The following is a 25,935-nucleotide window of genomic DNA, read 5'->3' as shown; positions in this document are numbered from 1 at the left end:
AACAGGCCGGACCCGCTCCAGACGCTGATCCCGCGCCCGACGCGCAGGATCCGGTGCCGCTGGGCCGGGGCGAAAGGCACAGGATGAGCGACGAGACTGAAACCGACCTCGACGAGGCCGAGGATATCCGCGACGCGGAAGCGGAAGCCAAGACCCGGGCCGACAACCGCGCCGAGCGGGCGGAACGCGCCGAGCGCATGGCCCGCGAGGGCGCGCAGGCGATGGCCGAGCATCACGCCTCGATCAAGGCGATTGACGAGCGCACGCTGAAGCTCCGCTCCCTGCGCCTGGCCAAGGAAGCCGCCGAGGCCGAGACCAAGGCCGCGGAGGCCCAGACCAAGGCTGCAGACGCGCAGGCCAAGGCAGCCGAGAAGGCCGCCAAGGCCGCGGCCAAGAGTGCCGGCAAGGGGACCGCCAAGAAGGCGGCGCCCAAGAAAGCTGCCGCGAAGGACTGAGGGCCGATGGCCGACGATCGCAACCGCCGCCGATTCACCGATCCGCGCACGGCAGCCGAGGCGGCTTTCAAAGCCGCCACGACTGCCAAGCCCGCCGCCGCACCGGTAGCGCCAGCGCCGCCGCGCCCGAGTGCGGTTCCAGGTGCACGGGAGATGGTCACGCTGCGTCTCGACAGCGCCGTGCTGGCCCATTTCCAGAAGGATGGGCCGGGCTGGCAGGACCGCGTCAACGACGCGCTGAAGGCGCTGGTACCTGCGTCAGAGGATTGAGGCCGGCTTAGCCGGGTTCCAGTCCCCATCGTCCACGACGCGCTCAGTGCCGCCGCCTCGGTCGACGCGCCGGCTTTCGCCGAACTGGGATCCGCGTGGTGGGGAAACGCATCGCGGCTCCGCCCCACGTCTGTTCGCAAAGGACAAGCGTGACGGCCCGCGCTATGGCACGGGCCGTTTGCATATGAATGCTAAGTCCCTGGATCAGATCTTACCTTCAAGACCCATCGTGTAATATTTGTGCACGATCTTGTCTTGGTTCTCCAACAGCCAATCGATCGACGGCTCATTGGTCATGGCCTTGCGGATTGCTTCGGTCATGCCCTTCCGCTGGATCTCGAACAGCGCCTTGTGGTCGACCGTCTCGGCCTGGATCACGCCCGGGCTGAGCCACACCGAGCAGATGATGCCGAGGTCGTTGGCCTTTTCCTTGGGGATGTAGCCCGCCCGTACGGCATCGAGGACGCCGTTGGCGATGGCGAACTGCACCGTGCCCATGAGAATCGACGTGTACTTGCTCTCGGTCACGCTGACCTTGGAGACACACAGCGTCACCGGGCGGACCATGATGTCGGTGTTGAGCAGCGCGAAGACGCGGCTGTGACCGACAACCTGGTCGCCGGTCAGCGTCGCGATCGCGGTACCAACGGGCCCGTCGAGCTCACCGATGATGACCTCCGGCTCGGATGCCGTGTTGGGTGGGCCACCCGCCACAAGGGCTTCGCCGGCGCGGAGGATGATACGTTCACTCATAACGGTAAGCTCCTGAAGGGCGGCACCGGAAGGTCGACGCGGCCCGCAAGCATGGGTATCGACTGGATGATCGCCTTGGGTTCGCGCAACGTGTTCCGTGACGCCCCCGGCCAGCGCCGCGTCCTCTAACACGGGGGCGGTCACCGGGCGGCGCCTCATCATCGTGCCCTGCGCTCCTATGCACACGCTGCGCGGGCCCGCGTAGCGGCGTGTCACCAAGCGAAGGGCGATCCCGGGGGACCAGCCCCAACCAAGCGGCGGCCATTCCGATGATGATGGAACGTCGGAATGTCTTATCCGAGCTGCCGGGTAGACCCTCCGCGGGGACCAAGAGGTCGTGACACCGAGCGGTCGATGATCGGTGTCTTGGCCGCTGCACCGAAGGTTCGTCTCTCGACGACGAGGGCCAATACTGCATCGTCCAGAACCGGCCGATGGGCCAGGAGCCCGTGCTGGGTCCGGCACGACCGGCCAGCGCGGCCCAGTCCGAGCAGATCGGCTGAGCCCGCGGTGCTTCGAGACCGGTGCGTACCCCGGACGCGGAGCGCTGTTCTGCCGTAGCGACAGAACAATCCTCGCGAGCGTCGGTTGGTATCAAGACAACCATTCGTGGAATGGCAGCCGAGAGGTTACGCCCATGAAGGCACTCGTCTGGCACGGCACCCGGGACGTCCGCTGCGACACCGTCCCGGATCCTGTGATCGAGGAAGGCCGCGATGCCATCATCAAGGTCACGAGCTGCGCGATCTGCGGCTCGGACCTGCATCTTTACGATCACTTCATGCCCGGCATGAAGTCCGGCGACATCCTCGGCCACGAGGCGATGGGCGAGGTCGTGGAGGTCGGCAAGGACAACACGGCGCTCAAGGTCGGCGACCGGATCGTCGTGCCGTTCACCATCACCTGCGGCCAGTGCGAGCAGTGCCGGCGCGGCAATTTCTCGGTCTGCGAGCGATCCAACCGCAACAAGGCGCTCGGCGATACCGCGTTCGGGCACACCACCGCGGGCCTGTTCGGCTATACCCACCTGACCGGGGGCTATGCCGGCGGTCAGGCCGAGTATCTCCGCGTACCGTTCGCGGACTCGACCCACGTCAAGGTGCCCGACGGCATCTCCGACGAAAAACTTCTGTTCCTGTCGGACGTGTTCCCGACCGGCTGGCAGGGCGCGGTCCAATGCGACATCCAACCCACCGACACGGTGGCGATCTGGGGCTGCGGCGCCGTCGGCCAGATGGCGATCCGCTCGTCGCTGCTGCTCGGCGCGAAGCGCGTGATCGCCATCGACCGGGTCCCCGAGCGCCTGCAGATGGCCGAGGCCGGCGGGGCCGAGGTGATCGACTACAACACGGAATCCAACATCGTCGGCCGCCTGAACGACATGACGGACGGCAAGGGCCCGGAGAAGTGCATCGACGCAGTCGGGCTCGAAGCGCATGCGATGGGGGCCGTCGATGCCGTCTACGATCGCGCCAAGCAGGCGATGCTGCTGGAAACAGACCGCGCCCACGTGCTGCGCCAGATGATCATGGTCTGCCGGCCGGCGGGCGTGCTCTCGGTGCCTGGCGTGTATGGCGGCTTGATCGACAAGTTCCCGATCGGCGCGCTGATGAACAAGGGTCTGACCGTCCGCACGGGTCAGACGCACGTCAACCGCTGGACCCGCGACCTGCTGCGGCGGATCGAGGACGGGCAGATCGACCCGTCCTTCGTCATCACCCATACCATCGGACTCGAGGACGGGCCGGAGATGTACCGGGTCTTCCGGGACAAGCAGGACGGCTGCATCAAGGTGGTGATCCGGCCATGAGCACCAGACAGCAACCGCTCGCACCCCGCGGCGCTCCGGGCGGAGGCGCCGCGACACGGCACGACGAACTGGCCCGGAGTCTCGGCTGGTTCTCGATCGGCCTGGGATTCCTGGAATTGACGGCGGCGCGCGGTCTGTGCCGAGCGCTCGGTCTCCGCGGCCGCGAGACGCTGATCCAGGCCTACGGCATCCGCGAGGTAGCAACAGGCGTCGCGATCCTCACGAGCCACGACCCGACGCCCTGGATCCTCGGCCGGGTCGGTGGCGATGTCATCGACCTCGCGACGCTGGCTACCGGCTTCGAGGACGACAACCCGAAGAAGACCAACCTCGCCGCCGCCACAGCCGCGGTGGCGGGCGTGACGGTTCTCGACGTGATCTGCGCGCAGGGGTTGATCGGCCAGAAGCGCCTCTCGCCCCCGGGAGCCTTCGATTACAGCACTCGAAGCGGCTTCCCCCGGCCCGCGCGGACCATGCGGGGGGCAGCCTCCGACTTCGAGCCACCGGCCGATTTTCGCATCCCCGAGCCGCTGCGCTCTTGGCAGCCCGACAGGATGTAGATCCCCCCGGTCTAGGGACGCTCGCGCAGGATCCGGTTCACCGCCCGGTCCAGCCCTGAGAGGAACGACGAGCGATCGGCCCGGGAGAAGGGCGGCGGGCCGCCCGTGATCGTGCCAGCCTCCCGCAGGGACTGCATCAGGTCGCGGGTCGCCAGCGTCATGCCGATCGAGGCTTCGCTGAACGGCTTGCCGGTGAAGGCCAGTACGGTGGCGCCCGCCTTCACGCAGCGGGCGGCGAGCGGCACGTCGGCGGTGAGCACGATGCTGCCGCGGCCGGCGCGCTCGGCGATCCAGTCATCGGCGGCGTCCAGCGCCGCGCCGACCACGACGCGCACGATCCAGGGTTCCCGCGGCAGGTTCAGCACGCTGTTGGCCACGACGTTGACCGTGAGGCCGTAGCGCGCGGCGACCCGATAGGTCTCGTCCTTCACCGGGCAGGCATCGGCATCGAGGTAGATCGGTGGCCGGGTCTCCTCAGCGCTCATCGCCGGGGCACCAGCTTGGAGACGAAGCCCGCCAGGATCAGCAGTGCCCCGAGGGCGAACTGCCAGCGCTGGATATCGCCGCCGATCGAGTGAACGACCGCGCGTCCGATCACGAACAGGCCGATCAGGGGCAGCCCGAAACGCAACGCCAGCTTGACGACCAGCAAAACGGTCCAGGGGCCGGTTTCGGTGGAGGCCATCAGCGCGCCGCGACCCGACGGGGAACCGGCTCGTCGGCGATCCCGGTATCGGCGGCGCCGCGCTCCAGCGTCGCCACAGCGAGTGGCGCGCCACGGCCGCGCAGCGCATGCGCCCCCAGCGAGCGCGCCCGCACGCCCTGTGGCAGGCGCGGCAGACGGCTCAGCAGATCCTGCGAGATCAGGATGCCGACGCCCAGCGGGCGGCACAGGGCCTCGATCCGCGAGGTGACGTTCACGGCATCCCCGAAATACGCGATCTTGTGGCGGTCGACGCCGACTTCCGCGGTGACCACCGAGCCGCCATGGAGCGCGGCGCGCAGCTTCGGCACCGTGCCGAACCGGGCGGTCCAGGCGGCCACGTCGGCCTCGATCCGGTCGATGACGTCGAATACGCAGGTGACGCAGCGGGCATCCTTCAGGCCACGGCTCATCGGCCAAGTGATCATGGCGAGGTCGCCGATATAGTCGTCCACCGAGCCGCCGTTGCGGCGCACCGGCTCGGCCAGGGTGGCGAAGACCGCGCTGAGATATTCCTGGGCTCGCAGGTCGCCATGGGTCTCCGCGAAGGCGGTCGACCCGACGACGTCGAGGAACAGGAAGATCCGCTCCTCCGCGACCGGCTTGTGATAGCGGCCGATCATGAAGTTCACGAAGATCTCGCCTCCGACGAGGTCGCGCATCCGGATCACGAAGACGAGGAGGCCGGCCACCGCCAGGGCGTAGGCGAGGACCCGGGCGGTCATCCGCGTCGCGACGGCGAGTTCGTCGCCGGTGAGGCCGAGGCTCCAGACGATCAGGCCGCCCAGCGCGTTGCCCGCGACAATCATCAGCACGTAGGCGAGTTCCGCCGCGATGACGTAGAGCCAGGCCGGCAGCCGCCGGATCCGCGCTTGCAGCCCCGCCAGGATCAGCCCGCGGTCGAAGGCCAGCACCGTGGCGCCCATGCACAGCCCGTAGGTCAAGCCGGCGAGCGGCGCGGCGGCATCCGCGAAGATGACGTTGTAGAGCAACCCCGCGCCGGCAGCGGCGAGCAGGATCAGACCCCAAAACACCCGGTGGGCCGGCAGCATCAGCGCGTCTCCCACAGGGCCGGCGCGGTCCACCGCGGCCCAGGCTTGGCAGGCCCCCTGGCGGCCTCGTTGAGCGCGGCGTGAGACACTGGACTAAAGTTTCGCACCGGAGCGGCGACGACCCATTGCTCATTCCCCCAAGATGGCGCGAGTAAGGCGCGGCGGACGTTCGGCCCTGCGGATGGCGGCGCCCTCCTGCCCCTGCGGAGGCCGGGTGGGCTCGGATCCGCATGCCGGCCGAGACATAAAAAGCCATCGCGGCGAGGAAGGGAGCGCTGCCATGTACGCCAGGAGCTTCGGGGCGACGCGCGTTTCGGTGCCGGTGATCGGCCAGGGCACGTGGCACATCGACGGCTCGGACCGGGCCGACGCCGTGCGCGCCCTGCGGGCCGGCATCGATGCCGGCATGACCCATATCGATACCGCCGAGATGTACGGCGACGCCGAGGCGATCGTGGCCGAGGCCATCGCGGATGGCCGCGAGGAGGTGTTCCTCGTCTCGAAGGTGGTCCCGGGCAACGCCACCCGCCGGGGCGTCGTGCGGGCCTGCGAGGCCTCCCTCCGCCGGCTCAGGACCGACCGGCTCGACAGCTACCTTCTGCACTGGCCCGGCCAGCATCCCCTCGCCGAGACGATCGCGGGGTTCGAGGACCTGCGCCGGGACGGCAAGATCCTGTCCTGGGGACTGAGCAACTTCGACGTCGACGACCTCGACCGGGTGCTGGCCATCGCCGGTCCGGACCGGATCGCCTGCAACCAAGTCCTCTACCATCTCAACGAGCGGGCGATCGAGCACGCGGTGCTGCCCTGGTGCGAGAAGCACGGGGTCGCGATGGTCGGCTATTCGCCGTTCGGCAGCGGCGATTTCCCCGACCCGGCCAGCGCCGGCGGCCGCGTCCTCGACGGCATCGCCCGCACCCACGGCACCACCCCCTACGCGGTGGCCCTGGCTTTCCTGACGCGCCTGCCCGGCACCTTCACGATCCCCAAGACAGGCCGCCCCGCCCGGGCGATCGAGAATGCCGGCGCGGCCGACCTGCATCTCGGCCCGGCCGAACTCGCCATGATCGACGCGCATTTCCCCCGGGGGCCGCGTCCGCGGATGCTGCCGATGCTATGAGGGACGGACGGAGCCGGCATCGTTAGACGTTGTGGCGAAGGTCGCGGAACGCGATACGGCGGGCGTAATGCCAGCACCATCCGGAAGCACGCGCCCCTCATGCTGAAGCTCCTCCTCCCCGCGGCGCTCGCCCTCGCGGCGGGCGTCAGTATCGTCATCCAGCAGGCGCTGAACGCCAATCTGCGCACGGCCCTCAACTCGTCGGCGTTGTCGGGCGTCGTGAGCTTCACGGCCGGGGTGGCCTGCATGGTCGTCTTCGCCCTCGTGGCCCGCGACCCGATCCCGTCCGCCGGGGTGCTGGCGCGGATCCCCTGGTGGGCGTGGAGCGGCGGGATGTTCGGGGCGATCTTCATCGGCCTCGGGATCGTGCTCGTCCCGCAGCTCGGGGCCGGAACCTTCCTGGCGCTCCTCGTCACCGGCCAGATGCTGGCGTCGGTGACCTTCGACCATTACGGCTGGCTCGGCTTGACCCAAAGGCCGATCGACCTGCCCCGCGCGCTCGGCGTCGCGCTCCTGATCGGCGGCGTCGTCCTGATCCGGCGCTGAGCCGGACCGGCTTACTCCCCGATCCCGAACAGCTTCTCGACGAAGTTGCGATCGTCCTTGGCAGGCGCTCGGCGCGCCGGGGCCTGCTGGCGGGGCGCCTGGGCGGCCGGATCGCCGAAGATCTGGCCTAGGATGTCCGTCGGGGCGCTCGGCGCCGCGCTCGCCACCGAGGCGGTGGTCTCGGGCGGCGGCTTGCGCCAGCGGTTCAGGCCCGGCAGCGGCACCGGGTTCTGACCCTTCAGCGCCTGGGTCATGTAGGTCTTCCAGATCTCCGCCGGCAGGTTGCCGCCGGTGACCTTCTTGGTCAGCTCGCCATCGTCGTTGCCGAGCCAGATCCCGGTGACGAGGGTGCCCGAATAGCCGATGAACCAGGCGTCGCGGAAATCCTGGGTGGTGCCGGTCTTGCCCGCGAGCTCCCAGCCCGGGATGTCGGCCTTCTTGGCGGTGCCGGAGACGAAGGTCTCGTGCATCATGGCGTTCATCATGCCGTCGGCATTGGCATCGATGACCCGGCCGAGGCCGTTATCGGAGCGCTTGTACAGCACCTTGCCGGCGGCGCTCTTCACGGAGGTGACCACGTAGGGGATCACCCCGGTGCCGCCATTGGCGAAGGCCCCGTAGGCGCCGACCATCTCCAGCAGGGTCACCTCGGAGGTGCCGAGCGCGATCGAGCCGTTGGCCTGGAGCGGCGAGGTGATGCCGAGGCGCTGGGCCGTCTGAACCACGGTCTTCGGTCCGACCTCCTGGCCGAGCCGCACCGCCACCGTGTTGAGCGAATGCGCCAGCGCCATGCGCAGGGTGACCGGGCCCTCGTAGCGGTGCGAGTAGTTCTCGGGCGCCCAGGTGCCGATCCGGATCGGCGCGTCGTCCTTGACCGTCTCGGGCGTCGCCCCGTGCTCCACGGCGGCGAGGTAGACGAACGGCTTGAACGAGGAGCCGGGCTGGCGCTTGGCCGTGGTCGCCCGGTTGAACTGGCTCTGCGCGTAATCGCGCCCGCCGATCAGCGCGCGGATCGCCCCGTCGGGCCGCATCGAGACGAGCGCACCCTGGCCGACGTTGAACCGCGCGCCCTTGGCGTTCAGCTCGTCGGTGAGCGCCTTCTCGGCGAGCCCCTGCAGGCCGGTGTCGACGGTGGTCTGGACCGTGATGTCGGTGTCGAACTTGCCGACGTAATCGTCGAGCACGTCCATTACGAGGTCGGCGACATAGTTGGCCGAGCCGCCGCCACGGGCGTTGGCGGGCCGGGCCGGCTGGGCGAGCGCCACCTTGGCGTCCTGCGCCGGGACGAAGCCGAGCTCCTGCATGGCGGCCAGCACCTGCGCGGCCCGGGCCTGGGCGGCGGGTAGGTTGCGGTTGGGGGCGAGCCGCGAGGGCGCCTGAACGAGGCCGCCGAGCATCGCCGCCTGGGCCAGCGACACCTCCTTGGCGGGCTTGCCGAAATAGCGTTGCGCGGCGGCCTCGACGCCGTAGGCGCCGGCGCCGAAATAGACGCGGTTCAGGTACAGTTCGAGGATCTCGTCCTTGCTGTACTTGTGCTCCAGCCAGAGGGCGAGGATCGCCTCTTGGATCTTGCGCGAGGCGGAGCGCTCAGGCGTCAGGAACAGATTCTTGGCGAGCTGCTGGGTGAGCGTCGAGCCGCCCTGCGCGACGCCGCGCCGGGTCAGGTTCTGGCCGATCGCCCGGAGGATGCCCACCGGGTCGACGCCGAAATGCTGGTAGAAGCGCCGGTCCTCGATCGCCACGAAGGCGCGGGGCAGATAGGGCGGCAGCTCCTTGATCGAGACCACCCGGCCGCCGGTCTCGCCCCGGTTGGCTAGGAGCGAGCCGTCGCTCGCCAGGATGGCGATGTTGGGCGGACGCTTGGGCACCGCGAGTTGGTCGATCGGCGGCAGCTGCGAGGCGTGGTAGGCGATGAGGCCGGCGATGCCGATCACCGCCCACAGGCCGAGCACAACGGTGCCGTAGACGATCCGGCCGAGCCACGACCGCCGACGCCGGCCGGACTTTTTCTGGGTCCGGCGTGCCGTCGTCTTGGCCGGGGGCCGCGCCGTCTCGTCCGCTCGCTTGCCCACACGTTCTCCTGTCCCGGCCCGGTCGTCCCGAGACAGGCGCAGGTCGAGTTCGCCGCGATCCCGGACGCGCCCTTCCGGCACGTCGAAATTCGGCTCCATCCTGCCCCGACCCTTGGCCATGCATCCCGTCTTCGAACGATCCGACACCGACGCGCGCGTGCGTTGCGGTGCAACCGCGTTTCCGCACGCTAAATGCGGCGGTTTAAGGGGTCGTTAGCGTTCCATTCAGCACCCGAACCGGGTGGACGGATGGGCCAGGGCCTCAACCCGTGGCTGTCGGATCCTGGCCCAGCACCCGCCGCGCCTCGGCGAGCAGAACCGGATGCCGGACCGATTGGGGTCCGGAATCGGGGGTCTCGCGGCCGAGCCGGGCGATGCGCGATTTGAACAGGCGCCGGCGCAGGCCGAACCGGCCGATGCTGGCATTCAGCGCCAGCAGGACGGTCCGCACCGCCTCGGTGCGCTCGCGCTCCTCCACGATCTCCGCCTTCAGCATGGCCTCGCGTTTCAGGGCCGCATCGAGTTCGAGGCGCACGACAGCCCGGCTCGCCTCGTCCCGACGCGCGGTCTCGAGCTGGAGCCGGCATTCCTGCAGCGCGCTGAGGATCATGAGCTCCTGCGCCGACGCATCCCGCATGGATTCCTCCCGGCGCGCCAATCCCGGTGGACAACCCGGCACGCGCCCGATCCCTGTCACACAAACGTCGGTCCCGGCCTGCGACCGCGTGCAGACCATCACGGGTTCGCCATACCGGGGCTGAGCCCTAGCCGGAAGCCACCGCGCCGCGATATCGAGGCCGCGATCATCGGCGAGAGAGGGATCGACGACGTGCGTTGCAGGATTGCCGTGGCCCTGGGGGGCCTCTTGCTTGGTTCAATTCAGGTCGGGCCGGCCTCGGCGCGGGTCGAGCAACTCGACACGGTGAACCTGGTCGCCTGCGCCCAGGATGGCGGCGTCTGCCGGATGCCCTACCCCACGAACGTCTATTACGGCGTGCCCGGCAAAACCAACGGTCGCCCCTTTCCGCAGGGCGGGATGGTCCCCTGCAACAGCCAGACCTTCGGCGATCCCGCCCCTGGCCAGCCGAAGAGCTGCTGGTACGCGCCGCGCCTGAGCGAGACCCGCGGCGGCGGAATCGCCCCCCGGGACCGAAACGACGATTACGACGACCGCCGACGTGACGATTACCGCGAGCGCGACGAGTACCGCTACGGCCGCGATTACGACCGCCCGCGGCCGCGCCGGTCCTACGACGACGATTACGACGCCCCGCCGCGGCGCAGCTATCGGGACGACCGGGACGAATATTGATCGTTCGAGGGTGATACCAGTCGCACCCCCATATCCGGGCTGTTAACCACCCTCCGGCATCGTCCAATCTGCGAGCCGTGGCGTCGCGAGCCGGGTGGAGATTGCGATGACGGAGGATCGCCGCGGGGCATTCCGGAAGAATGCCTTCACGTTCGGCACGTTGCTGCTCGCCTGCGGCGAGGTCAGCTGCCTGGTCTGGGACGCGACCGAGACGGGCGCCCAGATCGAGGTCGAGGGCGATCAAGCGGTACCGGACCGCTTCCCAATCCGCCTCACGGACGGGGCCGATCCGCGACCAGCCGCAGTGGCGTGGCGGAAGAGCCGCCGGATCGGCGTCGCCTTCGAGGGCTGACGTCCTTCGTCACGTCGCCGCCAGGGTCGAGCGCGGGCGTGGCCCGGCCACCAGCCGGAACTTCTGAGGGCGCACGAACAGCAGCTTGAGCGGCGTGTCCCGCACCATTCGTTCCAGCGCCAGCGGCAGCAGCAGGGCGGCAGCCATCACGATCAGACCGGCGAGGCCGATATCCGTGACAAGCTCGGTGCGGACCAGGATTTCGCGGGTCGCGGCCATCGGCAGCGAGAAGGCGAGATAGATGACGATCGAGCGCCGGCCACAGGTCCGCAGGCCCTCGGCCACGCCGCCGCCCGCCCGCTCGATCAGGGCGGCCATGACCACGATCGCCAGGGCGCCGGCCGCCCCGAGGGCGAGGCTGACCAGCGGCAGGCTGGCGAGCGTCGGGTAGACCGAGCTGCCGGTCTGGGTCAGGGCGAGCCAGCCTTCCACGGCGGCCCAGGCGACGAGACCGCAGAGCGCGAGGCCGGCATGCCGGCGCGCCCCATCGGCCAGAGCGAAGATCCGACCCGCGAACAGGTAGCCCGCCACGAAGTAGACGTAGCGGCCGCAGAACTCCTCGATCAAAGTCGCATCGCTGCGGATGTCGGCGATCTGCAGCAGGGCGGCGCCGGCGAGCAGCATTCCGGCCGGGCATCGGCGCAGGGCCTTGGTCACCACGGAAAACACCGCCAGCAGGTAGACGAACCACAGGCTGGAATACGGCTCGACCAGCGCATGGGCGAGATGGGCGGCGAACGCCCCGGGCCCGGAATCGCCGACGATGCTGCCGTAGCGGGCCGCCGACTGGATCACGAGCCAGAGCAGGTAGAAATACGCGAAATGCACCACCCGGCGGTCGGCAAACAGGCGCCAGTCGCGGTCGATGACCCGGCCCAGGAACAGGCCGGACAAGAGGAAGAAATCCGGGATCCGAAACGGCTTTGCGAAGGCCACCACCGGGTGGAGGAACCCCTCCCCGCCCATCGCGACGCCGGTGCCGATGGCGGAATGCATCATCACCACCAAAAGGATGCAGATCCCCTTGGCGACATCCACCCAGGCCAGCCGCCCGTCCCCTGCCCCGCCCATCGTCCAACTCCGCGATCGAGGTGAGTGTGGAGCGGCAAGGTTAGCGGGGATGCGTGCCCGGCTGCGGAACCTGCGGACGTGCTGAGCGCCGGGTAAACGGCCGGCTCAATCCCGGCGCCGCCCGGCCCGGCGGTCGCGGGTCATGCGGGTGGCGGCGTGGAAATCGTCGGGCTTGCCACGGATCCAAATCAGGAAGCGCGCAATCTCCGGATCGGTCCGCAGGGCGTCGACATCGGCAAGCCGCTTGGCGATCTCGGCCTCGCTGTAGCGGGCATGAATCGCCGAATGGCAGATCTGGTGCAGGCGGACCGTGCCCTGATGGGTCCCGCCCTTCAGCTTCGGGGTGAGGTGATGGCGGCTGGAGCGGGCGCGCGGCGGGATCGGCCGTCCGCAGAGCGGGCAGACCGGATCCGCCCGGGGGGCGGCGCCCGGCATATCCGGGTCGTCTGCGTTCCAGCGCCAGGAGCGGCGTCCGACCAAGCGATCCCTCCTTCCATCCCGATCAGGGCACAGCGCCGTCCGCCGCGAGACAGGCCGGCCCGACGCGCCCGCGAAACGCCGCCTCGGCCTCGCGGTCCCGGATCCCGACGATCGAGACGTGGTCGCCCGGGACCAGCTCGAACCGCGCCCGGGGGCCCGCCGCCGCCGCCAGCGCCCGGGCGAGCTTCGCCGGCACCACCGGGTCGTCGGCGCCCTGAACGATCAGGACCGGCTCGGTCCCGCCGCGGATGCGCAGGTCCGAGCGGAAGGTGTCGCGCAGGAGCCAGGGCGGGGCCAGCGGGACATGCAGCCGCACGGCGTGCGTGAGCGAATCGAACGGTGCCTCCAGGTAGAGCCCGATCGCCTCGATATGCCCGGCCATGGCCACCGCCACCGCGGCCCCCAGGGAATGCCCATGCAGCAGGATCGGCGCCCCCGGGGCGCGTTCCATCGTGGCCGCCACCGCCGCCATCCCGTCGCGGATCAGCCCGTCCTCGCTCGGCGATCCCGTCGAGCCGGGATAGCCGCGATAAGCCAGCGCCAGCACGCCCCATCCGGCCCCGCGCCACGGATCCGCAGCGAAGCGGGCGGCATGCGGCTGGGGCCGGGAGCCGTTACCGTGGAAGCTGATCACCACCCCGCAGCCCGGACGCGGCGGCCGCCACAGGGCGAAGAGCCGCTCGCCATCCGCGGTGGTCAGGGTGATCGCCTCGGTCCCGGGCGGCGCGAACCGGTCGCGGGCCGGCTCACCCGCCCAGGCCGCCCCCGGATAGATCAACCGCCGCTGGAACACCGCGAGGGCCACGAGCGCGGCCAGATAGACCAGGACCACGCCGGCCAGCACCAGGAGCAGGATGCGCATTTTTGAAGATTGGGTTGAGAGACCTTGATAGCTGCGTTTCGCTCGTCTGAGGAGGCGAGGCCGATTGGTGGCCGGGCAGCCCCAATCCTATCGCGCGCGCTCAATCAGGCCGTGCATCAAGCCGCCTTCCGGATCGTGAAGTCGACATGCACGGTGTCGTAGGGAAACACGATCCGCCCGTCCTCTGTACGATCCAGGACGCCCGCGTTCAGGAGCGCATGCACGTCGCCATGCGTGTTCTTGACGTCGCGATCCAGCAAGCGCGCCACGGCCCGCAGCGACATCGGTTCCTGCCCGGCCAGAATCCGGATCAGCTCCCAGCGGCGGGGCGTCAGGACGGTCCACAACCGCTCGACCGTCGGAAACGAGATGAAGGCGCCCTGCTCCTCGCCGCGGAAAGCCGCCAGCGCCCGGACAGTGCTGTCTTCGATGGTGGAGACACCGATGGTCACGGTCTTCATGGTCATCTCCAGGATGCGACATCGGCCCAGAAGTCCGCCATCAGGGCCTCTGAGCTTGTAAAGGTGTAAGGCACTTCCCGCTCGCCGATATGCTTGTGGTCGCCCTTCCCGGCCTCGTTGTCGTAGCGGAGCACGCAAGCACCCTCGACCACGAAAGCGAGCCGATACTTGAAGCCGTGGGCGCTTCCACGAACCGGAGACAGCACCCTCCAAACGACGAGTTCGGCGAACGACCGATCGGCCGTGACCTCGATCCGTTCCCTGAACAGCAGTGCGGCGTCCATGACGTTGGCGAGAATGCCAACGGACCAGGTCGTTGGCAAGCGTGCCAACAGGCATTCGGAGAGGAGCTTTCCCACATCCCGGCAGCGGTGATCCGATCCCGGCGGCGAGCCGCGCGGTGGTCCGCCCCGCTACCATGCCGAACCGCGCGATCCTGTCAGCCCCGCCCCGCACCACAGCATTGACAAACCCATTGCCGAGGCCGAGTCTTGAACCGTTCCGAGGGGGGCCCTGCGAGGGGGCTGAGATTGGGCACGCTGCCCTGACCCTTGAACCTGATCCGGCTCATACCGGCGGAGGGACGGGAACCTGCGGCTGCATGCGTGCGGCCGGATCTCATCTCAGCCATCGCGTGGTCCGGAGCGCTCCAACACGAGGAGAGGCCCACGATGAACGCACCCGTTCTCCCCAAGGACGTGAAAGGCAGCCCGGAGACCGTGACCACGGGTCCGGTCACCGGATCGCGCAAGGTCTATGCGAGCCCGGCCGGCCGGTCGGACATCCGCGTGCCCTATCGCGAGATCGTCCTGTCCGATCCGAAAGAGGAGCCGGTGCGGGTCTACGATCCGTCGGGCCCCTACACCGAGACCGACGCGCGCATCGATCTCACCGCCGGCCTGCCCGGCGTGCGCGAGCCCTGGATCGCGGCACGCGGCTACACCGCGGTCGAGCCCCGCGCGGTCAAGCCCGAGGATAACGGCTTCGCCGGCGACAAGCTCGTGGCCCCCTGCCCGGCTGCCCGCACGATCCGCAAGGCTGGCCCCGGCCAGATGGTGACGCAGTACGAGTTCGCCCGGGCCGGGATCATCACAGAGGAGATGATCTACGTCGCCCACCGCGAAAACGCCTGCCGCGACGCGATGCTGGCGGGTGCCGAGGCCACGCTCGCCGACGGCCAGAGCTTCGGCGCCTCGGTGCCGCCGTTCATCACCCCCGAATTCGTCCGCGACGAGATCGCCCGCGGCCGGGCGATCATCCCGGCTAACATCAACCACACCGAGCTCGAGCCGATGGCGATCGGCCGGAATTTTCTGGTCAAGATCAACGCCAATATCGGCAACTCGGCCGTCACCTCGTCGGCGGCGGAAGAGGTCGAGAAGCTCGTCTGGTCGATCCGCTGGGGCGCCGACACGGTCATGGACCTGTCCACCGGCCGCAACATCCACAACATCCGCTCGTGGATCATCCGCAACAGCCCGGTGCCGATCGGAACCGTGCCGATCTACCAGGCGCTCGAGAAGGTCGGCGGCGACCCGCTCAAGCTCGATTGGGAGGTGTTCAAGGACACCCTGATCGAGCAGGCCGAGCAGGGCATCGACTACTTCACCATCCATGCCGGCGTGCGGCTGGCGCATGTGCCGCTGACCGCCCGGCGGGTGACCGGCATCGTCTCGCGCGGCGGCTCGATCATGGCGCGCTGGTGCCTCGCCGGGCACCGGGAATCGTTCCTGTATGAGCATTTCGACGAGATCTGCGACATCATGCGGGCCTACGACGTGTCGTTCTCGCTCGGCGACGGCCTGCGCCCGGGCTCGATCGCCGACGCCAACGACGCGGCCCAGTTCGGCGAGCTGGAGACGCTCGGCGAGCTCACGAAGGTGGCCTGGGACAAGGGCTGCCAGGTGATGATCGAGGGCCCCGGCCACGTGCCGATGCACAAGATCAAGGTCAACATGGAGAAGCAGCTGCGGGAATGCGGCGAGGCGCCGTTCTACACACTCGGCCCGCTGACCACCGACATCGCCCCGGGCTACGACCACATCACCTCGGGCATCGGCGCGGCCATGATCGGCTGGTTCGGCACCGCGATGCTCTGCTACGTCACCCCGAAGGAGCATCTCGGCCTGCCCGACCGGGACGACGTGAAGACCGGCGTGATCACCTACAAGATCGCCGCCCATGCCGCCGATCTCGCCAAGGGCCACCCGGCCGCCCAGCTGCGCGACGACGCGCTCAGCCGCGCCCGGTTCGACTTCCGCTGGGAGGACCAGTTCAACCTGGGGCTCGATCCGGACACCGCCCGCCGCTACCACGACGAGACCCTGCCCAAGGACGCCCACAAGGTCGCGCATTTCTGCTCGATGTGCGGACCAAAATTCTGCTCGATGAAGATCACGCAGGATCTCCGCGCCGAGGTTCTGGCCATGGAGGAAGCCGGCGCGGTGATCGGCGCCGCGCCTGCGATGTCCAAGGCGGAGGCCGAGGCCGGCATGCGGGCGAAGTCGCAGGAATTTCTGGCCGAGGGCGGCAAGCTCTACGTCGACGCCGCCGAGTGAGCGCGCGGCACGCCCCGTCCGGTCAGGACGTGGGCGTGCCGCATCCGGCGCCGCCCCCGCGCGGCGCCGTGATCGAGATCGCCGAATCCGGCTCCGCTCCGTAGGCATCGTAGAGTGCGGCCAGCATCAGATCCGCGGCGATGCCGAGATTCGGAGGGTCTCCGAGGAAGATCGTGCGGGAAAAATTCGTCCGGGGGTCCTCCTGGACGTAATGGAGAGCGCGCAACACGGCCTGCGATTGCGCGTCGAGCTCGAAGGCCGGGCTGCCGTACGCCCCCGACGAGGCTTCGCACAGCATCTCCGTGTCGAAGGGCTGGAAGATGCACTGGACGTAATGCATCGGCCGATCGCGCAGCGCGACGACGACGAAGCGGTCGCGCGACGTTTCGACCGGGCCGCGCCGATGGATCCTCTCAAGGCGCGCCACGATCTCGCAGCGATGCTGCAGAACAAACGCCTCCCGCGGCGACAGCCCTGGGCGCGCCTGCGGGCTGGCCGGAGCGGCGGCGCTGAGGGCTGTGGTCATGATCACAGCCGCCATACGGATCCGGCGCATGGGCGCCTCCCGACGCACGCCTCCGCCGGTGGTGCGGCGGCAGTCGTGAGCCCCCGCCCCTCGCGAAGCGCGACCTGAGCGACCTGAGCGACCTGAGCGACCAGAAGAATCGTAAGTTCGCGCGTCTTAGGTAACAGGATCTTCATCGCGAGTCCGGCCGCGGCTCGGCCATCCCCTGCGCTGGGGGGCGCCATTAACGAGCTGTTAGGCCGCAGATCCGCTGAATCCCCCAATCACAGGATCGTAGGAGATCAGCCATGGATATCCGTCCGCTGAATGCGACGACGCCGGGGCCACAGGGTCTCGACGCCCTCGCGGCGACCGCGACGTCGGCCGTCACGCAGGAAACCGCGCCGGCGCAGGCCGCAACGCCACCGCTGGAGCCGGCGGTAAAGCTCGACATCGCCCCAACCGGCGACAAGGCACGCTACATCCAGGATCCGGATACCAGCGCGATCGTGTTCCAGGTGGTCGATCCGAACTCGGGCAACGTGGTGGAGCAGCTCCCGAGCGAGACGGCCCTCCGCAACCGAGCCTACGACGCCGCCCGCGAATCGCACGCCGCCGCGGGCAATCTGTCTCGGATCGCCTGAGCGCGCACACCCGGACCTTTTGGCGACCGCACCCGTCCCGCAGGCGCCGCGATCCCGTCGATACCGAAAACGCCGTTTGACGCCGTTGCCGCCCGGCTGTTAGATCGCTCCCGTACACGGGCGCACGGAGCCCCAGCGAAGCCACGGCCTCGCTGGCGCAGATACCACCGCACCGTTCGTGTCCGCGGGCGTAGTTCAGTGGTAGAACGTCAGCTTCCCAAGCTGAATGTCGTCGGTTCGATCCCGATCGCCCGCTCCAATTCCGTTCATCATACTCGTCGATCCGATTTTTCCCGGAAGCGTGTCGCGCTCGCGGGTTAGGGCGACCGCGTGGCCCAACGGTCGGCGTGTCATCGGTCTCGCGGTTTCGACGCCCTGCCCAATTGCGGCCTGGGACTGGCCGATCCCCCCGGCCTACCTCGTTTGGCGGAATCGGACGGGCGGCGGCTCTGGTCTGTGTTCACGTCCGGACGGCAGCTTTGCCAGCCTCGCGGCGATCGGGATGAGCAGGTGGAGCCTGGCTCGAGACTTCGCTGACTGGGATCTGGCAGAGCCGGCGTCGGGGAAGTCTGGGACGGGGTGCGATGGCGGTGCGTCGAGATCTGGCAGCCTTCGGACCCAGGGATCCCGAGCTGGCCTGGCTTCAGCCCGGCGACGAGGGTTCGGTCGCCGGCTGGCCGCTTGGTCGTTCCGGCGTTCGTCGACACCGCACCATCGCGCTACCGCGCCTCGGGCTGTCCGCGATCCCCTGGATCCTGCTGATCATGCTGGCGCCGGTGAGCGGCGAGCAGGTGAAGCTGCCCGGACTCGAAAAGCTGGTCTGGCTCGGAGCCGATCTGGCCGCCCTCGCCTTCCTGGTCCTGCGGCGCGATCTCGGCAGCACGCTGTTCGGAAGTCGGCCGATCATCCTGCTCTGGCCGGCGCTCGCGATCCTGTCGGCAACCTGGTCCCTGACCCCCGGCATCTCGGTTTATCACGGCGTCCAGCTGCTCGCCACGATCGTGGCCGGAATCGCCCTGCGGGCCACGATGGGATTGTCGGGTATCGTCCGGATCGTCTTCCTGGGGCTCCTGGGCGGACAAATCCTGTCGGTCGTGTTGGGCGTGGCCGCGCCTGGACTGACCCGCGGACTCAGCGGGGAATGGTCGGGGGTCTATTCACACAAGAACGTGCTTGGGGGTTTGATGAGCCTCCAGCTTCTCTGTGCCGCCTGCCTCTTCCTTCAGGGCTGGCAGCGGGCCCTGACGGGGGCGGCCTTCCTGGGAGCGCTGGCGCTCCTCGCCTCCTCCCATTCCGCCACGGCCCTGGTGGCCGGAGCTCTGGGACTCGCGCCGCTCAGCGTGATCATTGCGTGGCGCCAGGGCAACCTGGTCACGGGCGTCTGCTTGGGTTTCGCGATCGCGCTTGCCGGGATCGGCATCCTGGTCGCCGCGACCTACGGTGCAGACCTGTCGGCCCGTCTCCTCTCCGATCTCGGCAAGGACACGACGCTGACCGGCCGCACGATCCTCTGGCAGTTCGGTATCGATCAGTTCTGGCGGGAACCCGTCATCGGCATCGGCTACAAGGCCTATTGGGAAAGCCCGATTACGACCGCGCCGTACCTGCACTTCACCACCCAGCAGAAGCTCTGGTTCTTTCACAACAACTTCATCGACGTCGCGGTCGCGTTCGGGATTCTCGGCCTCATCGTCTTCACGGGCGTGATGCTGGATACGGCCCGCCGGGTGGTCCAGCATTTCGCGCGCGCGCCGGGCTACATCGAGGCTTGGCCGATCCTGTTCCTGACCCAGACCAGCCTCCTCGTCGGCTTCGAATGCCCGCTCTTCGTGAATCATGGGCTGCATCAGCTCCTGCTGGCAGCGAGCCTGCCGCTTCTCCGGCCGCGGCAGACCGGCTGACGGACGATCGGGGTGGGCGCAGGATTGCGGGCGCATCGCCGGGGACGACAATCGCCACGACGCTCGAATCGGAAAGAAAATCGGAACTGCTGAAGGCCACGGACGGCTTATCAGTATCGTTTCACGTCCGGTCGGTGACGAGATCTTTATGTGTGAGACCAATTTTATTTATCGATCGAATTAAAGACGAAAACTTTAAGATAAATCTTGACCTGCGACCTCCGTAACTTAGGTTTCGTGTTTTTGGCACCCGCATGCCGAGAGGCGCAAGGCTCGCAATTTGGACGTACGGCGACTACTGAATTCGGATGCGCAAATTAATTGTAAAACTCTCGCTTTTTGCGCAATATCGGGCAGCAAAGGTCCGTACCATGTGCTGCATTGCAATATCCATCCCGCGGTTCCGTGAGAGACATGCCTATATTACACGGCATCTCCAGACGATCTGGGGTCCTGATTTCGAGATCATCGGCATCGACGGGGCGGTGGCGGGTCGGGACGCATCGCCCGGGTCCGATCTGAGCGCCGGACAGGTCGGCTGCGCGCTGTCGCACTTGGCCGCCTACGAGGCCGTGGTCGCCCGCAATCTGCCCTGGGCGCTGATCGTCGAAGACGACGCAGTGCTGCCGCCCGATATTCACGACATTCTCATCCGGGTCGAGGCAACGCTGCGCCGAGGCGACGTGGTCCTGCTCTACAATCGTCCGCAGTATCGCGCCGCCTTCAGTACCGTGAACGCCGACTCGATTGGCGATTACCGGTTGTGTCTGCCCATGAGCATGGGCGGTCTCGGCACGACGGCCGCATACGTGATCACCCGGCAGGCAGCGGAAGGCATCCTGAAGGCGAACCAGCCCGTGGTGGCCGCCGCTGACAACTGGGGATATTTTTACGAGCGCAGGGCTTTCACGCGGGCACGGGTGATGTCGCCGAACCCGGTCTCGCTCAAGCCGTTCGAATCCACGATCTTTCCGTCCGGATCGAAGATCGGCAGTGTCATGAAAGGGAGCCGTCTGCTCCAACCCCTGCTTGCGGCCAGACGCAGGTTCCTGACCGCACGCATGACGGGGAATACGGTGCTGGTGGACGAAGTCTCGCCCTACGCGAACCTATCGCCGCAATAACTGAGATCCATGAGATCTAGGCATTCGTTGATGTAACGACGCGACGTCCACACGTCCATCGACGCGATCATCTTCGATCAATCAGTCCAACATTCCCCGAACGCCAGCCGAGACCCTTCGCGTCACGACAGGGACAGCACCGCAAAGTCGCTTCCGGTATCGTGCGCTGCAGATCCGTATCTCAGTTCGCAAACGCTGCACGCGTTCGAGATTTGGAGCTTTGCACCTGCAAACACCGCGGAGCCCATTCGTCGAGTGCGGGTGACTGAGACTGGGCTTTTTTTCGTGCCGAGGCGGAGGCCGTTCCATCTGACGTGCCACGCTGTGAGCCTGCACGTAACCCCAAACCGCAACCGAAAGGCGTAGCCGGGTTCCGTCGTCTTTAACCATGGACCGGGATCGAACCGTGACAGTTTGGCTGTCGAAGCGCGGAGGAATCGTGGTCGCACCGGCGGTCCCGTTGAAACGACGCATCCAGAGCCACCCGGCCGCCGCGCTGCCGCTGCGCCCGCCACGATCCTGAGGCAGCGAAGACTGACGATGATCCGCTCGTTCTCAACCACCGGTCCGAACGCGACCTTCTCGCTCCGGGCATCCTGGCTGGCTGGCCCGATCTTCTTCGCGGTGGCGCGGCCGTATCTCATCGTGCTGGCGCAGACCATCGCTCTGCTGATGGTGATCAAGCTGTTCCGGGTCATCGAAGAGCGGAATAACGTCTACGGCATCGTTCCGCCGCTGCTGCTCGCCGCCGCGATGGTGCGACGGACCTATGCGCCCTTCGACAAAGCCGCGGTCCGGCTGCTGCAGCTGATCGGCGTGATCTCGGGGGCTTATGCCCTCGTCCACTACCCGCTCTTCCCGGTCGTCGAGCACGGCTTCAAGGTGATGGCGACGCTGTGGGCCATCGTCGTCCTGTGGGTCGCAGCCGTCGCCTCCGGGATCCTGTGCCTGCGCTGGCCGTCGCTCGGCGTCGTGGGGGCGGCCTATCTGGTCTGGAGCAAGCATGCCGTCATGCGGGTGACGGGGCTCTGGCACGGACACATCATCGATGTCCTGCCGCTCGCCGAGGTCGGCGCCTGCCTGCTGGCCGGTCTTGCCGTCCTTGCGCTGACCGAGCGCCTGAGCGCCCGGCCAAGCGTGAGCGGTTCGACGAAGAGCGACATGGCAACGGCTTGCGCGCTGTTCGCCAAAATCCTGATCGCCGCGGCGATCAGCATCCACCTGGGAAACTACTACTCGTCCTTCCTGGCCAAGGTGACGCTGGATGCCGGCCCGACCTCCTGGCTTATGGGCAACGACCCCGGAAAGCTCTTCAGTGTCGGCCTCGACAACAATCACGTCTTCTACGCGAGTTCATCCTGGCTGGTGGATGGCATGCGGGCGATCCTGAGCCATGCCGGGCCGGTGACGAATGCACTGATCCTGCTGGGACAGGGGGCGGCACTGGTGGGCATCCTGATGCCGCGGCGCTGGCTCGTGGTCCTGCTGCTCGGCTTCGACGCGATGCATCTGTCCATCGTGGTCGTCATGGGGGCGAATTTCGCCCCGTGGATCCTGCTGAACCTGGCGATCGGCGCCGTGGTGGTGAGCCGGCACTATCAGAAGCCGCCGCTCGTCATCGGGCTGTTCTCGGTACTGTTCATCCTGACCGACAACAGCTTCATGACCCAGGCCCGGCTCGGCTGGTACGACACCGCAGCCAACAACAAGATGTACGTCCTGGCGGTCGATAAGGACGGCGGCCGACACTACGTCCCGACGAACTTCTTCACGTTCTACTCGTATCCCTTCGCCCACATGGCCTACGGCTCGCCGGATGCCGAGACCGCCTTCGCCCTCGATAACCCGAACGGCGGCACACAGGTCTACCGCAAGGTGCTGGCCTCGCTGACCTGCGACGTGCCGGTTTTGACGACCCGGGACGGCGCCGGGCAGGATCTCGCCAAGAACGAGATCAACCGGCCCGCGGTCGATGCCTATATCCGTGGCTATCACCGGCTGGTCAGCCGGATCGTCGACACGCTGGGGGCGTTTCCCCACGCCTTCTACCCGCATCACTTCTTCGTTCCGCACCAGCACGGGGCGAGCTTCGACGGCGTGCCTCTGCACGACATCGTCGCCTACATCTACCGGCGTGAATCCGTCTGCCTCAGCCTGCAGGACGGCGTGCCGGTCCGGCGGCTGGTCTCGGAAGCCGAGCATCGGATCGATTTGAAGCCATGACCGACCACGCCCTCACCGTCGTCTACGACGGCGAATGCCCGTTCTGCAGCAACTACGTCCGCCTGATGGCCCTGCGCCGGTCGGTCGGCAGCGTGGTGCTCGTCGATGCCCGCGCGGGCGGCCCCATCGTCGCGGAGCTCGCCCGACGGGGCTATGACCTCAACAACGGCATGGTCGTGCGGCACGGACAGACCCTGTATTACGGCCCGGATGCCCTGGTCCTGCTCTCGACCCTCAGCGAGGATCGGGGCGTTGTCGGACGAACCCTCGCTCGGCTCCTGCGCGACCCGTCCCGCGCCCGCCTGCTCTATCCGGTGATGAAGCTCGGCCGGCGCGCGACCCTTGCCCTGCTGGGCCGCAAGCTCATCGCGCAGGCGTAACGCGGGCCGACGATCCGAAAAAGACCCATCCGGCATCGACCTTGCTCCCGATCCCATGTCCACCCTGCCATCGCCATGGCGCTCTCGACTTCTGACCGTCGCGGGTGTGGAAGGAGCAGATCCGGTCGCGATGCGCGCCGCCTGCTCTGTCGGGCCGTTGCGCAGCAGGAAGGGGACGAGCCCGTTGGCCAGCGTGGACCTGAACTCCGATCTCGGCGAGGGCTACGGCGCCTATGCCTGCGGCGACGATGCAGCGATCCTCGGCATCGTCACCTCCGCCAACGTCGCCTGCGGCCTGCATGCGGGCGATCCCGAGATCATGGCCAGCACCTTCGCCTTGGCGAAGGAACGCGGCGTGGCGGTGGGCGCCCATCCGGGGTTTCCGGATCTCTGGGGCTTCGGACGGCGGCGCATGCCGTTCACGCCGCCCGAGATCGAGCGGCTGGTGGCCTATCAGGTCGGCGCCGCCCAGGCGCTCGCCGCCTATGCCGGCCACCGGATCACCTATGTGAAAGCCCACGGCGCGCTTGCCAACCTCGCCGCCGAAGATCGCGCGGTCGCCGATGCCATCGCGAAGGCCGTCCGGGCGGTCGACCGCGACCTGGCGCTGCTCGCCATCGCGCTCACCGCGCAAGTGGCGGCCGGCGAGGCCTGCGGCCTGGAGGTCCACCAGGAGATCTTCGCCGATCGCGGCTACACCGAAGCCGGCCAGCTGATCCCGCGCAACCAGCCCGGCGCCCTGATCACCGAGGCCGATGCGGCCGCAGAACGCGTGCTGCGCATGGTCGAGGGCGGCGCGATCCTCACCGCCTCGGGCAAGGCGCTGCCGACCCCGATCCGCTCGATCTGCGTCCACGGCGATTCCGCCCACGCGTTCGCCACGGCTCGGGCGGTGCGCGCCCGGCTGGAGGGGGCCGGCGTGACGCTGGCACCGTTCCGGCCATGAGCGGGAGTGAGGACGAGCCCCGGCTCCTCGATTCCGGTGAGGCGGCCCTGGTGGTGGAGTTCGGCAGCGTCGTCGATCCGGCGATCAGCGACCGGGTCCTGGCCCTCGACGATGCCCTCGGCGCCGATCCGCCCAAGGGCCTGCGCGAGCGCGTTCCGACCTACCGCTCCCTGATGCTCCATTACGATCCGCTGGTGCTCGACCGGGAGGCGCTGGCGGAGCGGGTCCGGGCGTTGGTCGCGGGCGCCGTGGCGCGCGCCGGCACGCCGACCCTCTGGACCCTGCCCTGCTGCTACGACCAGCCTCACGGCGAGGACATCGCCCAGGTCGCCGAGCGCACCGGCCTGTCGCACGACGCCGTGGTGGCGACCCATGCCGGGGCGACCTACCGGGTCTACATGTACGGCTTCGCCCCGGGCTTCGCCTATCTCGGTGGCCTGCCCAAGACCCTGGCGGTGCCGCGGCGCGCGAGCCCCCGGCCGCCGCATCCGCGCAACGCCGTGGTGATCGGCGGCGGCCTCGCCGCGGTGGCGACGGTGCCGATGCCGACCGGGTGGTACGTGATCGGCGCGACCCCGGCCCGGCTCTACGCCCCGGAGCGCGAAGAGAGCTTCTTTATCAGCGCCGGCGACCTGATCCGCTTCGAGCCGGTGGATTGCGCGACCTTCGATACCCTCGACGCCCGCGAGGCGGCCGGCGAGCGCGTGGCCCGGCGCGGAGAGGCCGTCCCATGACCGCCCTTGTCGTGGAGGCCGCCGGCCCGGGAATCACCCTGCAGGATGGCGGCCGGCACGGCTACCTGCGCTACGGCATCACCGCCGCGGGCCCGATGGACCCGTTGATGCACGCCACCGCCAACCGGGCGGCGGGCAATCCCCTCGACGCCACCGCCATCGAGGTCTCCACCGGCGGCCTCACGCTCACGGCCGAGGGCAGCCCACTCGGGATCGCGATGGTCTCGCGCAGCTTCCGGATCACCCTCGACGGGGCCGCCCTGCCTGACTCGGTCGCGCTGACCTTGGAGCCCGGCCGGACGCTGACGGTTCGCGCGGGCCCCTCCGGCGCCTGGGGCTATGTGGCCGTGCAGGGCCGCATCGACGTGGCACCGGTCCTCGGATCGACGGCGACCCACACCCGGTCCGGCCTCGGCGGTCTCGACGGGCGCGGGCTCGCCGCCGGCGATCGCCTCCCGGTGGCCGAAGCCCGCCCCGGTGAGGTCTCGCCCCACCGGCTGATCGCGCCCTGGCTCGATCGAGACCCAACAGAAGTCCGGGTCGTTCTGGGCCCGCAGGGCGATTATTTCGCCCCCGACCAGATCCACGCCTTCCTGGCCGGCCCCTGGACGGTCTCGCCCCGCGGCGACCGGATGGCGTGCTTCCTGGACGGGACGCCGCTCAAGCACGCCAAGGGCCACGACATCGTCTCCGACGGTGTCGCGATGGGCGCGATACAGGTACCCGGCAATGGTCTTCCGATCATCCTGATGGCCGATCGGCAATCCACCGGCGGCTACCCGAAGATCGCCACCGTGATCGGTCCCGATCTCGGGCGCCTCGCCCAGGCGCAGGGGGGCACCCAGCTGTCGTTCCGGAGCGTCAGCCTGGCCGAGGCGGTGGCGGCGCGCCGGGCCGACCGTGATGCGCTGCGGGATCCGGTGCCGCGCGATCCCGTGGTACGCACGAATTTCGCATCGGATTTCCTGCTCGGGCTCAATCTTGTCGACGGCGTCACCGATGGGCGCAGCTGAGAGCGTACGTCCAGGGGTGGTCCGCCCC

At 68.4% G+C, this 25,935-nt stretch carries 29 protein-coding genes, 1 tRNA gene and 1 riboswitch; of the genes, 18 read left to right on the top strand and 12 right to left on the bottom strand.

From position 1 onward, the window contains the following. Positions 1-83: 83 nt before the first annotated feature. Positions 84-455, top strand: coding sequence for a hypothetical protein (locus MKK65_RS30495; RefSeq protein WP_058192651.1), 372 nt, complete (start codon positions 84-86; stop codon positions 453-455). A 6-nt stretch (positions 456-461) separates the two neighbouring features. Next, positions 462-725 carry a BrnA antitoxin family protein gene (locus tag MKK65_RS30490; protein ID WP_243961940.1) on the top strand — a complete coding sequence of 88 codons (264 nt, stop codon included), beginning with the start codon at positions 462-464 and terminating at the stop codon, positions 723-725. 204 nt (positions 726-929) lie between these two features. Here MKK65_RS30490 and MKK65_RS30485 read toward each other — a convergent pair whose 3' ends face one another. Next, on the bottom strand, positions 930-1,478 hold the full coding sequence (locus MKK65_RS30485) for a formaldehyde-activating enzyme (protein ID WP_058192649.1): 549 nt from the start codon (positions 1,476-1,478) through the stop codon (positions 930-932). Between the two features lie 637 nt (positions 1,479-2,115). Between MKK65_RS30485 and MKK65_RS30480 the strand changes: the two genes are divergently transcribed. Next, positions 2,116-3,288 (top strand): zinc-dependent alcohol dehydrogenase, encoded by a 1,173-nt coding sequence (locus MKK65_RS30480; RefSeq protein WP_243961939.1) that lies wholly within the window; start codon positions 2,116-2,118, stop codon positions 3,286-3,288. After that, the gene (locus MKK65_RS30475) at positions 3,285-3,848 is read left to right on the top strand and encodes a cyclase dehydrase (RefSeq protein ID WP_243961938.1); all 564 of its coding nucleotides are present in this window, start codon (positions 3,285-3,287) and stop codon (positions 3,846-3,848) included. The genes MKK65_RS30480 and MKK65_RS30475 overlap by 4 nt, the downstream gene beginning before the upstream one ends. Before the next feature lie 11 nt (positions 3,849-3,859). On the opposite strand, the gene MKK65_RS30470 is transcribed toward MKK65_RS30475, so the two are convergent. The 3 genes from MKK65_RS30470 to MKK65_RS30460 are packed head-to-tail and all read right to left on the bottom strand — an operon-like array spanning position 3,860 to position 5,603. Continuing rightward, complete coding sequence (locus MKK65_RS30470) at positions 3,860-4,333, bottom strand: YaiI/YqxD family protein (protein WP_243961937.1); 474 nt, start codon at positions 4,331-4,333, stop codon at positions 3,860-3,862. Then, complete coding sequence (locus MKK65_RS30465) at positions 4,330-4,533, bottom strand: hypothetical protein (RefSeq protein WP_058192645.1); 204 nt, start codon at positions 4,531-4,533, stop codon at positions 4,330-4,332. The genes MKK65_RS30470 and MKK65_RS30465 overlap by 4 nt, the downstream gene beginning before the upstream one ends. Continuing rightward, positions 4,533-5,603, bottom strand: coding sequence for an adenylate/guanylate cyclase domain-containing protein (locus tag MKK65_RS30460; RefSeq protein WP_243961936.1), 1,071 nt, complete (start codon positions 5,601-5,603; stop codon positions 4,533-4,535). Before MKK65_RS30460 ends, MKK65_RS30465 begins: the two co-directional genes overlap by 1 nt. 280 nt (positions 5,604-5,883) lie before the next feature. Between MKK65_RS30460 and MKK65_RS30455 the strand changes: the two genes are divergently transcribed. Further along, positions 5,884-6,723 carry an aldo/keto reductase gene (locus MKK65_RS30455; protein ID WP_243961935.1) on the top strand — a complete coding sequence of 280 codons (840 nt, stop codon included), beginning with the start codon at positions 5,884-5,886 and terminating at the stop codon, positions 6,721-6,723. Between the two features lie 99 nt (positions 6,724-6,822). Continuing rightward, complete coding sequence (locus tag MKK65_RS30450) at positions 6,823-7,269, top strand: DMT family transporter (RefSeq protein ID WP_243961934.1); 447 nt, start codon at positions 6,823-6,825, stop codon at positions 7,267-7,269. Positions 7,270-7,280: 11 nt separating this feature from the next. Here the strand turns inward: MKK65_RS30450 and MKK65_RS30445 are convergent, their stop codons facing one another. Together MKK65_RS30445 and MKK65_RS30440 are read right to left on the bottom strand one after the other, a co-directional pair. After that, entirely contained in the window at positions 7,281-9,461 is a 2,181-nt protein-coding gene (locus MKK65_RS30445) for a transglycosylase domain-containing protein (RefSeq protein WP_243961932.1), read from the bottom strand. A gap of 142 nt (positions 9,462-9,603) precedes the next feature. After that, positions 9,604-9,978 carry a hypothetical protein gene (locus MKK65_RS30440; protein WP_058192640.1) on the bottom strand — a complete coding sequence of 125 codons (375 nt, stop codon included), beginning with the start codon at positions 9,976-9,978 and terminating at the stop codon, positions 9,604-9,606. 192 nt (positions 9,979-10,170) lie between these two features. Here MKK65_RS30440 and MKK65_RS30435 point away from each other — a divergent pair, with 192 nt between their 5' ends. Together MKK65_RS30435 and MKK65_RS30430 are read left to right on the top strand one after the other, a co-directional pair. Further along, the gene (locus MKK65_RS30435; protein ID WP_243961931.1) at positions 10,171-10,653 is read left to right on the top strand and encodes a hypothetical protein; all 483 of its coding nucleotides are present in this window, start codon (positions 10,171-10,173) and stop codon (positions 10,651-10,653) included. Between the two features lie 106 nt (positions 10,654-10,759). Beyond that, positions 10,760-11,005: a hypothetical protein gene (locus tag MKK65_RS30430; RefSeq protein WP_058192638.1), complete on the top strand. Its 246-nt coding sequence runs from the start codon at positions 10,760-10,762 to the stop codon at positions 11,003-11,005. Positions 11,006-11,014: 9 nt separating this feature from the next. Here MKK65_RS30430 and MKK65_RS30425 read toward each other — a convergent pair whose 3' ends face one another. From MKK65_RS30425 to MKK65_RS30405, 5 genes are all read right to left on the bottom strand, one after another. Then, positions 11,015-12,076, bottom strand: a complete 1,062-nt coding sequence (locus tag MKK65_RS30425) for an acyltransferase family protein (protein WP_243961930.1) — start codon at positions 12,074-12,076, stop codon at positions 11,015-11,017. Positions 12,077-12,181: 105 nt separating this feature from the next. Further along, positions 12,182-12,556 carry an HNH endonuclease gene (locus MKK65_RS30420; protein ID WP_243961929.1) on the bottom strand — a complete coding sequence of 125 codons (375 nt, stop codon included), beginning with the start codon at positions 12,554-12,556 and terminating at the stop codon, positions 12,182-12,184. 22 nt (positions 12,557-12,578) lie between these two features. Next, positions 12,579-13,418 (bottom strand): alpha/beta hydrolase, encoded by an 840-nt coding sequence (locus tag MKK65_RS30415; RefSeq protein WP_243961927.1) that lies wholly within the window; start codon positions 13,416-13,418, stop codon positions 12,579-12,581. Positions 13,419-13,534: 116 nt separating this feature from the next. After that, positions 13,535-13,879, bottom strand: coding sequence for a hypothetical protein (locus MKK65_RS30410; RefSeq protein WP_058192635.1), 345 nt, complete (start codon positions 13,877-13,879; stop codon positions 13,535-13,537). A gap of 2 nt (positions 13,880-13,881) precedes the next feature. After that, a complete protein-coding gene (locus MKK65_RS30405) occupies positions 13,882-14,163 on the bottom strand; it encodes a DUF6516 family protein (protein ID WP_243961926.1) in 282 nt (93 codons plus the stop codon). Positions 14,164-14,373: 210 nt separating this feature from the next. Then, positions 14,374-14,480: riboswitch (TPP riboswitch) on the top strand. Between the two features lie 70 nt (positions 14,481-14,550). Here MKK65_RS30405 and thiC point away from each other — a divergent pair. Then, positions 14,551-16,437: a phosphomethylpyrimidine synthase ThiC gene (gene thiC / locus MKK65_RS30400; RefSeq protein ID WP_243961923.1), complete on the top strand. Its 1,887-nt coding sequence runs from the start codon at positions 14,551-14,553 to the stop codon at positions 16,435-16,437. Between the two features lie 22 nt (positions 16,438-16,459). Here the strand turns inward: thiC and MKK65_RS30395 are convergent, their stop codons facing one another. Further along, complete coding sequence (locus tag MKK65_RS30395) at positions 16,460-16,993, bottom strand: TY-Chap domain-containing protein (RefSeq protein ID WP_243961922.1); 534 nt, start codon at positions 16,991-16,993, stop codon at positions 16,460-16,462. 257 nt (positions 16,994-17,250) lie between these two features. On the opposite strand from MKK65_RS30395, the gene MKK65_RS30390 reads away from it, so the two are divergent. The 9 genes from MKK65_RS30390 to MKK65_RS30350 all read left to right on the top strand — a co-directional run bounded on the left by MKK65_RS30390 (position 17,251) and on the right by MKK65_RS30350 (position 25,907). Then, complete coding sequence (locus MKK65_RS30390) at positions 17,251-17,586, top strand: hypothetical protein (protein ID WP_243961921.1); 336 nt, start codon at positions 17,251-17,253, stop codon at positions 17,584-17,586. Between the two features lie 184 nt (positions 17,587-17,770). Beyond that, positions 17,771-17,845: transfer RNA gene (locus MKK65_RS30385), tRNA-Gly, on the top strand. Positions 17,846-18,170: 325 nt separating this feature from the next. Continuing rightward, positions 18,171-19,487, top strand: a complete 1,317-nt coding sequence (locus MKK65_RS30380; protein WP_243961920.1) for an O-antigen ligase family protein — start codon at positions 18,171-18,173, stop codon at positions 19,485-19,487. Between the two features lie 308 nt (positions 19,488-19,795). Next, positions 19,796-20,611, top strand: a complete 816-nt coding sequence (locus MKK65_RS30375; protein WP_243961919.1) for a glycosyltransferase family 25 protein — start codon at positions 19,796-19,798, stop codon at positions 20,609-20,611. A 540-nt stretch (positions 20,612-21,151) separates the two neighbouring features. Then, on the top strand, positions 21,152-22,834 hold the full coding sequence (locus MKK65_RS30370; RefSeq protein ID WP_243961918.1) for a hypothetical protein: 1,683 nt from the start codon (positions 21,152-21,154) through the stop codon (positions 22,832-22,834). Further along, positions 22,831-23,214 (top strand): DCC1-like thiol-disulfide oxidoreductase family protein, encoded by a 384-nt coding sequence (locus MKK65_RS30365; RefSeq protein WP_243961917.1) that lies wholly within the window; start codon positions 22,831-22,833, stop codon positions 23,212-23,214. Before MKK65_RS30370 ends, MKK65_RS30365 begins: the two co-directional genes overlap by 4 nt. A 184-nt stretch (positions 23,215-23,398) precedes the next feature. Continuing rightward, positions 23,399-24,160 carry a 5-oxoprolinase subunit PxpA gene (locus MKK65_RS30360; RefSeq protein WP_243961916.1) on the top strand — a complete coding sequence of 254 codons (762 nt, stop codon included), beginning with the start codon at positions 23,399-23,401 and terminating at the stop codon, positions 24,158-24,160. Continuing rightward, positions 24,157-24,894 (top strand): 5-oxoprolinase subunit B family protein, encoded by a 738-nt coding sequence (locus MKK65_RS30355; RefSeq protein ID WP_243961914.1) that lies wholly within the window; start codon positions 24,157-24,159, stop codon positions 24,892-24,894. Before MKK65_RS30360 ends, MKK65_RS30355 begins: the two co-directional genes overlap by 4 nt. Further along, positions 24,891-25,907: a biotin-dependent carboxyltransferase family protein gene (locus tag MKK65_RS30350; RefSeq protein ID WP_243961913.1), complete on the top strand. Its 1,017-nt coding sequence runs from the start codon at positions 24,891-24,893 to the stop codon at positions 25,905-25,907. Before MKK65_RS30355 ends, MKK65_RS30350 begins: the two co-directional genes overlap by 4 nt. Positions 25,908-25,935 lie beyond the last annotated feature (28 nt).

The sequence above is a fragment of the Methylobacterium sp. J-001 genome (genome assembly GCF_022829565.1).
GTDB lineage: Bacteria > Pseudomonadota > Alphaproteobacteria > Rhizobiales > Beijerinckiaceae > Methylobacterium.
Note: the sequence above shows the minus strand (reverse complement) of the source record. Positions and strands in the feature narration are given on the sequence as shown.

What these genes read in the sequence shown, in the direction of transcription:
- MKK65_RS30495 (WP_058192651.1), top strand. Translation starts at nt 84, where the DNA reads ATGAGCGACGAGACTGAAACCGACCTCGACGAGGCCGAGGATATCCGC.
- MKK65_RS30490 (WP_243961940.1), top strand. Translation starts at nt 462, where the DNA reads ATGGCCGACGATCGCAACCGCCGCCGATTCACCGATCCGCGCACGGCA.
- MKK65_RS30485 (WP_058192649.1), bottom strand. Translation starts at nt 1,478, where the DNA reads ATGAGTGAACGTATCATCCTCCGCGCCGGCGAAGCCCTTGTGGCGGGT.
- MKK65_RS30480 (WP_243961939.1), top strand. Translation starts at nt 2,116, where the DNA reads ATGAAGGCACTCGTCTGGCACGGCACCCGGGACGTCCGCTGCGACACC.
- MKK65_RS30475 (WP_243961938.1), top strand. Translation starts at nt 3,285, where the DNA reads ATGAGCACCAGACAGCAACCGCTCGCACCCCGCGGCGCTCCGGGCGGA.
- MKK65_RS30470 (WP_243961937.1), bottom strand. Translation starts at nt 4,333, where the DNA reads ATGAGCGCTGAGGAGACCCGGCCACCGATCTACCTCGATGCCGATGCC.
- MKK65_RS30465 (WP_058192645.1), bottom strand. Translation starts at nt 4,533, where the DNA reads ATGGCCTCCACCGAAACCGGCCCCTGGACCGTTTTGCTGGTCGTCAAG.
- MKK65_RS30460 (WP_243961936.1), bottom strand. Translation starts at nt 5,603, where the DNA reads ATGCTGCCGGCCCACCGGGTGTTTTGGGGTCTGATCCTGCTCGCCGCT.
- MKK65_RS30455 (WP_243961935.1), top strand. Translation starts at nt 5,884, where the DNA reads ATGTACGCCAGGAGCTTCGGGGCGACGCGCGTTTCGGTGCCGGTGATC.
- MKK65_RS30450 (WP_243961934.1), top strand. Translation starts at nt 6,823, where the DNA reads ATGCTGAAGCTCCTCCTCCCCGCGGCGCTCGCCCTCGCGGCGGGCGTC.
- MKK65_RS30445 (WP_243961932.1), bottom strand. Translation starts at nt 9,461, where the DNA reads ATGGCCAAGGGTCGGGGCAGGATGGAGCCGAATTTCGACGTGCCGGAA.
- MKK65_RS30440 (WP_058192640.1), bottom strand. Translation starts at nt 9,978, where the DNA reads ATGCGGGATGCGTCGGCGCAGGAGCTCATGATCCTCAGCGCGCTGCAG.
- MKK65_RS30430 (WP_058192638.1), top strand. Translation starts at nt 10,760, where the DNA reads ATGACGGAGGATCGCCGCGGGGCATTCCGGAAGAATGCCTTCACGTTC.
- MKK65_RS30425 (WP_243961930.1), bottom strand. Translation starts at nt 12,076, where the DNA reads ATGGGCGGGGCAGGGGACGGGCGGCTGGCCTGGGTGGATGTCGCCAAG.
- MKK65_RS30415 (WP_243961927.1), bottom strand. Translation starts at nt 13,418, where the DNA reads ATGCGCATCCTGCTCCTGGTGCTGGCCGGCGTGGTCCTGGTCTATCTG.
- MKK65_RS30410 (WP_058192635.1), bottom strand. Translation starts at nt 13,879, where the DNA reads ATGAAGACCGTGACCATCGGTGTCTCCACCATCGAAGACAGCACTGTC.
- MKK65_RS30405 (WP_243961926.1), bottom strand. Translation starts at nt 14,163, where the DNA reads ATGGACGCCGCACTGCTGTTCAGGGAACGGATCGAGGTCACGGCCGAT.
- thiC (WP_243961923.1), top strand. Translation starts at nt 14,551, where the DNA reads ATGAACGCACCCGTTCTCCCCAAGGACGTGAAAGGCAGCCCGGAGACC.
- MKK65_RS30395 (WP_243961922.1), bottom strand. Translation starts at nt 16,993, where the DNA reads ATGCGCCGGATCCGTATGGCGGCTGTGATCATGACCACAGCCCTCAGC.
- MKK65_RS30390 (WP_243961921.1), top strand. Translation starts at nt 17,251, where the DNA reads ATGGATATCCGTCCGCTGAATGCGACGACGCCGGGGCCACAGGGTCTC.
- MKK65_RS30380 (WP_243961920.1), top strand. Translation starts at nt 18,171, where the DNA reads ATGGCGGTGCGTCGAGATCTGGCAGCCTTCGGACCCAGGGATCCCGAG.
- MKK65_RS30375 (WP_243961919.1), top strand. Translation starts at nt 19,796, where the DNA reads ATGCGCAAATTAATTGTAAAACTCTCGCTTTTTGCGCAATATCGGGCA.
- MKK65_RS30370 (WP_243961918.1), top strand. Translation starts at nt 21,152, where the DNA reads ATGATCCGCTCGTTCTCAACCACCGGTCCGAACGCGACCTTCTCGCTC.
- MKK65_RS30365 (WP_243961917.1), top strand. Translation starts at nt 22,831, where the DNA reads ATGACCGACCACGCCCTCACCGTCGTCTACGACGGCGAATGCCCGTTC.
- MKK65_RS30355 (WP_243961914.1), top strand. Translation starts at nt 24,157, where the DNA reads ATGAGCGGGAGTGAGGACGAGCCCCGGCTCCTCGATTCCGGTGAGGCG.
- MKK65_RS30350 (WP_243961913.1), top strand. Translation starts at nt 24,891, where the DNA reads ATGACCGCCCTTGTCGTGGAGGCCGCCGGCCCGGGAATCACCCTGCAG.